Consider the following 9,652-nt stretch of genomic DNA (forward strand, 5'->3'; position numbering starts at 1 on the left):
AACGGAGCATCTGCAATGGATGCAATCTTTTTGCGATTTTTAATGTGCGATAGAAACACTATGCCATGTAATGCAATGAAATGGCATTGTGTTTAGCACATGCGCAAAATGTTTGCAGGAATGAAAGATGTGAAGTGAGTGAGCTTCATGGAGTAGTTGGGCAGGTTTATATCACAGCCACAAAAGATACAGCGGAAAGCCCGGCATCTGCGCTCTTCAGCAGATGATCGCCCAAAGCATTATCTTATAATAACATCGTAATATAGATCTCCGATTGAATCCAGTGCGCTGCGGAATTCTCCAAAAACAATGGTATCAGCGGCATCGCTCAGGTGGGTTGCTTCCTCGGCCGGAATAGTCTTTTTCCTTTCGCTGCTTTTATCTTTCTGTATCTTGCCATTGCTATCCTCTTTAGCCGGGGCAAACTCCATGCTGTACTTCAGGTCGGCGGCATTGGCCTCGTTAATCCTGACCTTATACAAGGCACGGTTGGTTTCAAGCAACATAAGATTCCACAACAGATACTTCTTGTCGTGTTGCGGATTGCTCCCGCCAATTGTTTGACAGGAAACATTCCATCCATTCTTTTCAAATACACGTGTTGCTTGCTGGGCAAAGGTAAGGTTGGTATTCGGCTGGCGGTTGTTGCCCGTGCTGTCATAATAGAAAGTAAGGTCACGGTTGGCATGGGTGCTGTAGTAATCGCACCACTCCTGGCACACATGATCAATGATCAGGGGTGGCTTTACCCAATGGTTTTTAAGAAAACGGATTTCTTGAATGCTCTCTAAGCGTTGGGTGGTTACAATGCAGTTAAGATTTGCGCCAAAGTCCATACCAATAATTAGCGGATGATTCTTCACCAGGTCGTTGTCACCCTCGCAATTGTCGTGCTCTTTAATATTTTTATAGTTGAAACGATCGAGGTATGGATAATTGAAGTCAGTATAAAAGTGACGGTGCAACAGGTTGGCATAGAAAAGGCTTTCGCCACGGGTAGGTCGTAGGTTTAGTATTTCGGTACGGAACTTTCCTTTAAGGATATCTTTTTGCTGTAGAATGTAATCGGGCCTTAAAATATGAATGTTGGCCAGACTGCTGGCCTCAGCATACATCACGGATCCCTGTCTCCATTCGTTGAGTTTTTTGGAGTAACTCTTTATTTTTTTAGCAATCCGGGGCTTAAAATATTCCCCGGCTTCACTGTATTTAAGTTTTAGTTCCTCCACAAACCAGGCAAGGTTGATGATGGCTTCTATTTTTGATTCATCCATCCTCTTTTCCATGTCATAGAGCCACTGGCCTTCGGGCAGTGGAGGCATAGACGAAGTGAGCACAATGCATCTATTGTGCGGATTGTCTTTAAACAGCTCTTTATTTCCCCGCAAGGTGGGGATGGCGTCTTCCTTAAAGCGGTCTTCGAGCAATAGCTTTGATTCATCACCAAATATTCCCCAAACGGTTAGGGAGTTAACCAGTCCGGCTCTGTCCTGGCTGCCTAAGTGGAAGCCGGTGCCTGTATAAAAAGAGATAAAGTGATGGTAATCCTTAACCGGCGCCCCATAAGCTTTAACCGGCCATGGTGGTTTTTCTCCGATAACGTAATGCACGCCTTCCACAAAGCCACGTTTATTCCAACCATCTACTGTGGCCGGGAGGGTTTTAGTTAGAATCTGTTTGTAGGTGCGGCCCATAATCAGAAAGCCGGCCCTTGGCATATCATATACCCGGTTGGCCGTGAGGTGTGCAATTATTTCGGTGCTCTTACCCAGGCCGCGTCCCATGTTAGCGTATAGCTCTTTTGGATCGGCAAGAATACACTGCATTTGCGGTATATTCAAATAATTATCGTTAGTCTTCGTCGGGGTAGGCGTCGGCATCTTCAATTAGTTTTTTGCGTTCTAATGGCGAAATGCCATCAATCTGCATTATCAGGTCTTTAACTTCACTTTCGGTTACTGCTTTGATACCAACCCTGCGTGGATCGGCAAAGAAATTATATACATTTTGCTGTAAAAGCTTTGGATCGAGCTTCTGATCTTTGCGATCGAGACCGATAATCAGATAAAGGTTTTTTATGCCTGAGTTAAAGTCACGCATATTGTCAGCTTTATAAGAAAGTGCCAGCCCTTTTAATTGCCAAAACACCAGGCGGCCACGCCACAAGTCTTTGTCGATATTTTCATTGGTGAGAAAATAGGAGTTGGATGCGCTGATGTCGTTTCTGGCGGTACTTCGACTCACACCGAAGTTTTCCATTATTTTATCTTCAAGAGGCATACCAACAATAAAATCTTCTCTCATACATTTATGAGCGAAAATCCAACGGTCAAGAATGACTTGTTGAGTTGGGCTGATAGCTTCGCGCGATTGGATGGTTCGGATAAGCTCCTGATAAGTTCGTTCTACTTCTTTACTCATTGGGTTTTGATTATTGACAAATCGCGGTTTTTCATGAGCGCAAGGTATTGTTGCTGCGCGGTAGAGCTGCCGCCCTTAGCCAGGTTATAGATTGAGTTTCTTACTTCTGTTTCGTGCATAAGCGCCCCACGTTGATAAGTGAGGTACACTACACTTGTTTTATCGTTGTACATTTTGCAAAAATCACCGGTATCCACCTGCAGCACAATACTGATTTGCTCAGGCGTGAAGCAAAGTCCGGCCATTTTCTCTATTTCGTTCAGTTCATCGGTATCAAAGGTTTTCATCAGCGTTCACGATTTCGTTTACAATCCAGTTTTTATGAAAATCGGCAATGTTCTGTTCGGTAAAAATTACGCTCACTTCTATTCTGTCGTTGCGGGTATAATTGGCTGAGCCGATTATGCTGATGTGGAAAAGTTCATTTTGGACGATGGTAACTTTGGCGTGACAACTGCTTACCCTGCTTTTAAAATATTGCTGAGAAAGGAAATAGGCCGCCGGTTTGTATTTTCTGACCCGGTAATCAAACACAAAAGACATAGAGCGGAGTAATCCGGTGTTTTTGGCTTCAACTAGATGCCTGACAACGTCCTCATTTATGCTCCAGGTGGTTGCGTATACATCGGCAGGGCCGGTGAGTTTAAGGATGTGAAATAGAAGGTGGTGCATGCTCCAGCGGCCAAGACTTACCAGGTGGTAGGTATTACCCGGTTCAATAACCGGAATGGCCGCATTTAACTGGATGTAGCTTTCTGACAGGAAAACACGGTTGAGCCCAGAAGAATGTTTAAGTATTTCGTCCGGGTTGGCCTCAGTTATTGTCACTGTTTTTATGCTACTTGGTTTGAATAACATTTAAGCGCTCCCTCATTTGTTTGATTTCAAGTTCGATGGCTGTGGCTTCGGAAAGTCTTATTTTGTAATTCGGTTTTGCCTTGTTTTCGCGCAACCATTTGCGTATGCGGCTCCGTTGAGCAGATCGACTGTGTATTTTACGAATGAGCAGATCAGCAGGGATGGTTTCCAGGCTGTACCCGGCCTTTTCATCTTTCATGTGAAAGTATGGGTGTTCTTTAAGAAACTTTCCATTGTTTAGAAAATGCCTTATTTCAGCATAAATAAGTTCATTTTCGCGCATATTTTCAACAATTACCCTGGCTTTATCTGCACGGGTTTCTTTATCGTCGCAGCTCAGCATTTCACGGTGAAGGCGGGAGGCTTCCCGGTATAAATCTCCTTTTTTTGTGCTCAGGTATTTGAGTTCCGGAGGCAGCAGTGAAAAATCAACATCGCTTAGGTCATCCACGGAAGTAGCGTGGGCTTTTGGCAATCCGGAAGCTGATATAACAACTCTTTGTTTCAGCTTAACCTGCTCGGGGGTTGCCAGGGGGGAAGGTTGTTTTTCTTTTTTTATAGATTTTTTTTTACTCTTTTGCGAAAGTTCGAGGGTAAGAGCAATTTGTTTCAGTTGTTCAAAGAGTAATCCCTTGTTAAATGCGGTAGATCCGCTGCGGTTGAACCGGCGTAATAGTTTGCGGTTGGTCCCATATTTTTCATATAAAACAAGGCCGGTGCTAAACTTTCGTTTTGAGTTTAGCCAATCAATAATATCAGATAATGCATCCATTTAATTTTTTTTAACAAATCTAAATTACCTGCTCATGCTGGGAAAGGACAATAAACGGAAGCGGGATTGCCAGTTATGGCTGAAATGTATATAAAAAAAGAGGATATTTCTATCCTCCTTTCCACAATAAAGAAAAAGCAACTAAACTTCAAAGCGGCACTTGTCAGGGAATAATTCCAGCAGGAATTTTTTAAGGTTTTCGTTCAGTCCGTCATCATTGTAGTTCAGAAAAGCACGGGCCTGAGTAAGTTTATTGATTTCTTCTAACGTGAGATTGCTGCGGATGTCAGCTTTAATCAATTTGTCTTTAGAAAGCAACACATCAGGTACACCAAAATAATTGAAATAGATGGTTGAAAAGTGGTAAGGCCGTTTCTGAAATCCAAACTTCTCAAATATTTCGGATAGCCTGGTTTTAGATAATACACGTGGTAAGTGCGTTTCGTAATTGTAAGTAGGGAGTTTGTTGGCTACCAGGCGCTCGACGGTATTCATCATAATCTCCTTCCAGATATTGCCACCGTCCCATTTAGTAATGTCGGTATCCCGATTAATTTCCGCAACTGCGTAATTCTTCAGTGGAGCCGGGTTAAGAAAAACAGTATCATCGTAAGTGTAAATAAAAATTTCGCTTACTTCCGGATGTGCAATAACGGCTTTCAACTTCTTTACAGCATCGTAGGCCTTGGCAAAGCGTTGGTTGGTTATCTGCTCACAGGGGATCAGGGTTACTTCATCACTCATCCATTCAGGCAGTTTGTCGGCTACAACAAATAAACGTATTGCCATGTTGGGGTTAAAGTTTTTGACGATTGACCGGAGTGCAATGCGGAGCTCATCCCATTTTGCCGTTGAAGTAACGTAAGGAATTACGATGGACAGTACTTCGGCATGAACAGCAAATGGATCCTCTTTTTCTTCAAGGATAGGCTCAGTGATTATTGGTTCAGGGATTTTTGTGGGTGTTCTTGGTTCATAGTTTTTGGTTTTGGGTTTTGCTGGAGCCCGCTTTGGTTTTGTTTGTGTTTTTGTGGTCATTGCTTTTAGTTTTGGTTTTAAAAAGAACGCCCCATAGTTTATGAGGCGTTCCGGTTTAAAAATGTTTGATTACGAAGGTGAACCGGATCCGCTTGCATCTGATTCGAGCACCAGATCACCGGTGTAGATAGCATAAGGGACGGTTTGCTGACCAAGAAAAGTAAAATTTGTGCCTTTACCTTCGGTAAGTCCTTTGCCCCAGATACTTTCAAATTCATCGGCCATAATAGGGTTGCATTTTTCTCCAAGAAAATATTGCACAGAAGAGGCACAGTTTCGCAAAATGAGATAAAATTTACTTCCGGAATGTTTTGCCATAAAAGAAAGGATGGCAGCGGCTAGTCCTGGGTGGAAAAATTTGAGACCTACTTCAAACGCAGTAATATCTGAATTGTCGCCTTTGATTTTTTTGAGAGTAGGTTCAAGTGTTTTAGGCGTTCCATATATTTTGTGCATGAATTTACCTGATTTCATGGTAATGTTACCAGTCATTGTGATCAGGTCTGTTCCTCGTTCGGGAATAGTATCAACGTCATCTTCAAGCATAATGATAACCTCGTTGTTAAGGCCACCGCCTGCTCCAATGGAAGCACCATCAGGTTTTTGAATATCTTCGAGTGTGTACATTTACGTTTTTTTTTAAGTGATGATTAAATTAAGTTCAGGCCTGCACGGATGCAGTCCCGAACTTAGTTTTGCTTAGGATACCGAAGCACTTGCAGATGCACTTGCAGATGCGCTTGCAGACCCACTTGCAGATCCACTTCCTGAATCATCAGAATCAACAGAAGCTTCGTTGGTCCATAAAGCGTGCAGGGTGGTAAATTCGAAGCCAATGGCTGCGGCAAGGTAGAATCCAATTACTTTTGGATTACCGGGAGTGAAAACATGAACTTTCTCTTGATCGCTTTGCTGGTCAACCAGGATGTTGAAGTTCATCATTGGGCCTAACATTATACGCTTGCTGGAGCCCATAGCGCTGAGTGCGACAAGTTCGCAACGTTTGCCGGAACCTTCGAGGAAAGTTTTTTCAAACTCGGTGTTGTAAGGCAATGCTTCGTTCAGTGCCTGGTAGTGATCGTTGTAAGCGTCCATTACATCGTGAGAGATGTAAAGTTTCACGTTTTGACGGCGCAGTGCGGGGTTGTACTTGCAGGCTTGACGATAAAATGCCTTGAGCTTGGTTACAGCGTTGGTACTATTGATGTCACCGGTTAAGATAAGGTTCTTTTTCCCTACGCTGATGTTTCCGGCGGTCATTTCTTTGTTGATGATGGTAAAGAAACCGTCGTTGATGGCCTTAACGCTTTTGGCGATAGAAGGCGTGGGGCTTTGTTTCAGTGATTTGTCACCGTAAAAGGCAAGATCATCATTGATGTCGTTGCTTACGCGGATGGAGATTCCTTCGAGGAAATCTTTTTCAAAAGGGTGCTGGTTAGGATCGGTGCCTTTCAGCAGCTTGCCCAGGTAGGTTTTGCGGTAAGCCTGTGGCTCTTCTTCAAGTTCCACCTGACCAATTTCAACGTAACCGGTACGCGGGGTAAGCCTGGCTCCGCGATTCGGATCCCAGTCTTTGGCATAGGGTTTGAAAATTTTATCGAACTCCAGGGATGTCATGATGTATTTGTCGGTAACACCGGCAATCACGTTCATCTGTTCAAAGAGTTCGTTGTTTTTCACGGCCAGGGCAATAAGCTCCGGGGCGTGTTGCTCGCAGTAAGCCTGCAGAGCGGAAATGTCAACAGCATTTGTGGCCATTTTTGAGTGGTTTTGGAGTGGTAGATTGTATTTGTTATTTCGCGCCGGAGATGGCCTGAAATGTTTTAAAGATTTTTTGAGCATCAGGATCTGAGGAGACGTTGTCGTTGACTTTGTCTTCATTGTCGGTGGTTGTAGTAACTACAACTGCCGGAGGGTCTTGTTCCAGTTCAGCAATACGGGCAGCCTGGGTTACAATCTGACCTTCTACTTCGGCAACACGTGAAGTTGCGGTATCCAGATCAGCCTGAATGGTGGTAACCTGAGCGGTAAGATTGTCGCGCTCGGTTTCGGTTTCTGCAAGGCGTTGTTGCAGGAGGGAAAGATCAGCTTCGCCGGATATTAATGCGGATTCGATTGCTTCTATTTGTTCCACGGTGAATGCCGTGGAAGCTGAAGTATCTTCGACCTGAAGTATTTCAGACAGTGCAAGTATTGCCGAAAGCTTTGTGAAAGTTTTCATATTTTTTTTGGAGTTTTGAAATAATTTCTGTTTTTGGTTGGTTGCGAGTTCAGAGGCTTTATCAACAGCACGCTGAAAATTTCCTATTTCATCAATGAGGTTGTGTTGCAGTGCTTCGAAAGCAAAAAATACTTTACCTGTCATGGCCGATGTTTCTACACCATTGCGGCCCGTGTTTACTTCATCGCGGAACATGTTGACCAGTGGTCTGAGTTCTGATTCTATAATGGGTCCGTATTCTCCTTTGAGGGCTGCCATGAACGTGGCGTTTTTATCTGCTGATTCATCTGGAACGATGTAATGAAAGGTGGTGCCTTCTGCCTCCAGTTGTTTGAGGTTGTCAAAGAATGAATAGCAAACGCCAATGGAACCGATTTCGGTAGTGGTGTTTTCGGCAATGATGTAATCAGACTGTGAACCTATCCACATTCCAGCCGAAGCCATTAACCCATCCACGAAAGTGACCACCGGTTTAGAGGTTTTAGCCACTATGTCGGCCAGGCTCTGGGTACCGTCCACGGTTCCGCCAGGGGTGTCCATATATAAAATGATGGAGCTGATATTTGGGTTTTCGTCGGCATCCTGAATAGCGCGCCCCAGGCTAGACATTCCGACGGTGACCATTCCGCAGTCTTCTACATCAAATTTCATTAAAGGACCGATAACGGGAATAACAGCAATACTACCTTCAGAGGCATCGCTGAAATCAATGTAGGATTGGGTGTATGGTTTGCGGGCATCCTGTATAAGGAAAGGTATGGATCGCTTGTCATGTTTTAAATCTTCACGGGTGTCGAAAGATAAACCAGAAAAGAGCATATTTGGAATATGCTTATGCGCCTCGGCAAAGCGAAAATCAATTGCCCATGGGCGGCGTAATATTTGAGAAGCTATGTAAAAACCTTTGTTCATTGGATGGTAATCATTATTTTTAATGACCACAATGCAATATTATATCATACTTGCGGCGAGCAAAAGGACATAAACAGGCTCAACGGAGCATGTTTGCTTATAAAATAACGGGCATTTTAACACCCAAACTCATATCGAGTGGTGCCGGGTATGGTAAGTTCGCAATAAATGTAACGGTATGTCCGGTAAATTTAGCAACATTGTCACCAATTGCGGAAGGTGAAGTTAACTTCATAAATGGGATGAGCATCCTACTTCCGTTTGTATCAGTAATTCTTATTAAGCGCCTACTGTATTTGTTTGCGCGCAAAGCCTGATTAAATTCTTTGGTGATGCCGGCAACCTCCCATTTAATTTCATATAAATAACGGTTCCCATTATCTGTTATCTCTTCGCGGCTTGAGAACTTAACCGAATCTTTGGTAAAATATTCTTCAGTAAAACTCTTACCTGTTTTGAATTGGTAGAAGATGGTGTTGTTTGATGGGTGACGAAAGAAAGTTATCAGATCACTCATGAGGACGATTTCAATTTTTGAAATTCCGCCAGAAATGTTAACAGGGGCTTTTGAGGTTATCATCTTCGGTTTTTTAGAAATTGTTAAAGCATTGTTAATAATTGCATATAATTGTCAACTATGTGCATCGGGACAAACGCTCCTTCTAACTGACGTTTTTTTGTGCCTGTGCCGGCGCTCTCTTATGCGCTGAAGATACCTGTTTCGTTCACGTTTAAACATGTCGAAAGCGACTGGTGAAATATCGTTTTGTTCCATAAACATATAACAGGCTGAAACCTGGCTGAAGCCGTTATTTTTTGCATCGTCCATAAAGCTATGAAATTCTGCTTTCAGGAATGCTTTCATCTTGCTTGCGATATCAGCCTGAGCTATGGGAGAAAGGTAATTCCAGGAATCCACATTTTTATACTCCATAAACGGCAGCATAATTTGGAGCGTTTCTTTACCATAGTCTGGCTCACCTTTGTAATCGGCAGGGGGTTTTTGAAGCGCAAAACAAATCATGGTGTTAAACCTATCTTTTTTCGGAAACGCGATGGGCTGTGGTCCATACCTGTTAACCATAAATTCTATTACAGGAAAGGAGCATTTGATGTTCACTGAATAGTTAGAAGACATGTCTATGGATTAATACGGAGTAAAATTAAAAAGATTTGCATCTAAAAACAAGTAAACTTGATAAAATCAATATTATTTGAATTTTAGTGTTGATTAATATGCGATAGGGATTGCAGCGGCATCCTTTTGTGGCGTGATATAAAATGGGGTTTGAACGGAATGAGATCACAAACGGAGCATCTGCAATGGATGCAATCTTTTTGCGATTTTTAATGTGCGATAGAAACACTATGCCATGTAATGCAATGAAATGGCATTGTGTTTAGCACATGCGCAAAATGTTTGCAGGAAT

11 protein-coding genes are annotated in these 9,652 nt (G+C 43.0%); all 11 read right to left on the reverse strand.

The window, feature by feature from the left end:
- Window positions 1-239: 239 nt before the first annotated feature.
- Window positions 240-1,880, reverse strand: a complete 1,641-nt coding sequence (locus PHT93_RS14480) for a hypothetical protein (protein WP_300244341.1) — start codon at window positions 1,878-1,880, stop codon at window positions 240-242.
- Complete coding sequence (locus PHT93_RS14485) at window positions 1,852-2,421, reverse strand: hypothetical protein (protein WP_300244343.1); 570 nt, start codon at window positions 2,419-2,421, stop codon at window positions 1,852-1,854. Before PHT93_RS14485 ends, PHT93_RS14480 begins: the two co-directional genes overlap by 29 nt.
- Window positions 2,418-2,708: a hypothetical protein gene (locus PHT93_RS14490; RefSeq protein ID WP_300244345.1), complete on the reverse strand. Its 291-nt coding sequence runs from the start codon at window positions 2,706-2,708 to the stop codon at window positions 2,418-2,420. The genes PHT93_RS14485 and PHT93_RS14490 overlap by 4 nt, the downstream gene beginning before the upstream one ends.
- Entirely contained in the window at window positions 2,695-3,249 is a 555-nt protein-coding gene (locus PHT93_RS14495; RefSeq protein WP_300244347.1) for a hypothetical protein, read from the reverse strand. The genes PHT93_RS14490 and PHT93_RS14495 overlap by 14 nt, the downstream gene beginning before the upstream one ends.
- A 10-nt stretch (window positions 3,250-3,259) precedes the next feature.
- Window positions 3,260-4,051: a hypothetical protein gene (locus tag PHT93_RS14500; protein WP_300244350.1), complete on the reverse strand. Its 792-nt coding sequence runs from the start codon at window positions 4,049-4,051 to the stop codon at window positions 3,260-3,262.
- Between the two features lie 141 nt (window positions 4,052-4,192).
- On the reverse strand, window positions 4,193-4,840 hold the full coding sequence (locus PHT93_RS14505) for a hypothetical protein (RefSeq protein ID WP_300244352.1): 648 nt from the start codon (window positions 4,838-4,840) through the stop codon (window positions 4,193-4,195).
- Between the two features lie 318 nt (window positions 4,841-5,158).
- Entirely contained in the window at window positions 5,159-5,716 is a 558-nt protein-coding gene (locus tag PHT93_RS14510; RefSeq protein WP_300244354.1) for a hypothetical protein, read from the reverse strand.
- Window positions 5,717-5,788: 72 nt separating this feature from the next.
- Window positions 5,789-6,847, reverse strand: coding sequence for a hypothetical protein (locus PHT93_RS14515; RefSeq protein WP_300244356.1), 1,059 nt, complete (start codon window positions 6,845-6,847; stop codon window positions 5,789-5,791).
- A gap of 34 nt (window positions 6,848-6,881) precedes the next feature.
- Window positions 6,882-8,252, reverse strand: a complete 1,371-nt coding sequence (locus PHT93_RS14520) for a S49 family peptidase (RefSeq protein WP_300244358.1) — start codon at window positions 8,250-8,252, stop codon at window positions 6,882-6,884.
- A gap of 67 nt (window positions 8,253-8,319) precedes the next feature.
- The gene (locus PHT93_RS14525; protein ID WP_300244360.1) at window positions 8,320-8,739 is read right to left on the reverse strand and encodes a hypothetical protein; all 420 of its coding nucleotides are present in this window, start codon (window positions 8,737-8,739) and stop codon (window positions 8,320-8,322) included.
- A 114-nt stretch (window positions 8,740-8,853) separates the two neighbouring features.
- The gene (locus tag PHT93_RS14530; protein ID WP_300244362.1) at window positions 8,854-9,246 is read right to left on the reverse strand and encodes a hypothetical protein; all 393 of its coding nucleotides are present in this window, start codon (window positions 9,244-9,246) and stop codon (window positions 8,854-8,856) included.
- Between the last annotated feature and the right edge of the window lie 406 nt (window positions 9,247-9,652).

The sequence above is a fragment of the Massilibacteroides sp. genome (genome assembly GCF_028705895.1).
Taxonomy (GTDB): Bacteria; Bacteroidota; Bacteroidia; order Bacteroidales; family Tannerellaceae; genus Massilibacteroides.

What these genes read in the sequence shown, in the direction of transcription:
- PHT93_RS14480 (WP_300244341.1), bottom strand. Translation starts at nt 1,880, where the DNA reads ATGCCGACGCCTACCCCGACGAAGACTAACGATAATTATTTGAATATA.
- PHT93_RS14485 (WP_300244343.1), bottom strand. Translation starts at nt 2,421, where the DNA reads ATGAGTAAAGAAGTAGAACGAACTTATCAGGAGCTTATCCGAACCATC.
- PHT93_RS14490 (WP_300244345.1), bottom strand. Translation starts at nt 2,708, where the DNA reads ATGAAAACCTTTGATACCGATGAACTGAACGAAATAGAGAAAATGGCC.
- PHT93_RS14500 (WP_300244350.1), bottom strand. Translation starts at nt 4,051, where the DNA reads ATGGATGCATTATCTGATATTATTGATTGGCTAAACTCAAAACGAAAG.
- PHT93_RS14505 (WP_300244352.1), bottom strand. Translation starts at nt 4,840, where the DNA reads ATGGCAATACGTTTATTTGTTGTAGCCGACAAACTGCCTGAATGGATG.
- PHT93_RS14510 (WP_300244354.1), bottom strand. Translation starts at nt 5,716, where the DNA reads ATGTACACACTCGAAGATATTCAAAAACCTGATGGTGCTTCCATTGGA.
- PHT93_RS14515 (WP_300244356.1), bottom strand. Translation starts at nt 6,847, where the DNA reads ATGGCCACAAATGCTGTTGACATTTCCGCTCTGCAGGCTTACTGCGAG.
- PHT93_RS14525 (WP_300244360.1), bottom strand. Translation starts at nt 8,739, where the DNA reads ATGAGTGATCTGATAACTTTCTTTCGTCACCCATCAAACAACACCATC.
- PHT93_RS14530 (WP_300244362.1), bottom strand. Translation starts at nt 9,246, where the DNA reads ATGATTTGTTTTGCGCTTCAAAAACCCCCTGCCGATTACAAAGGTGAG.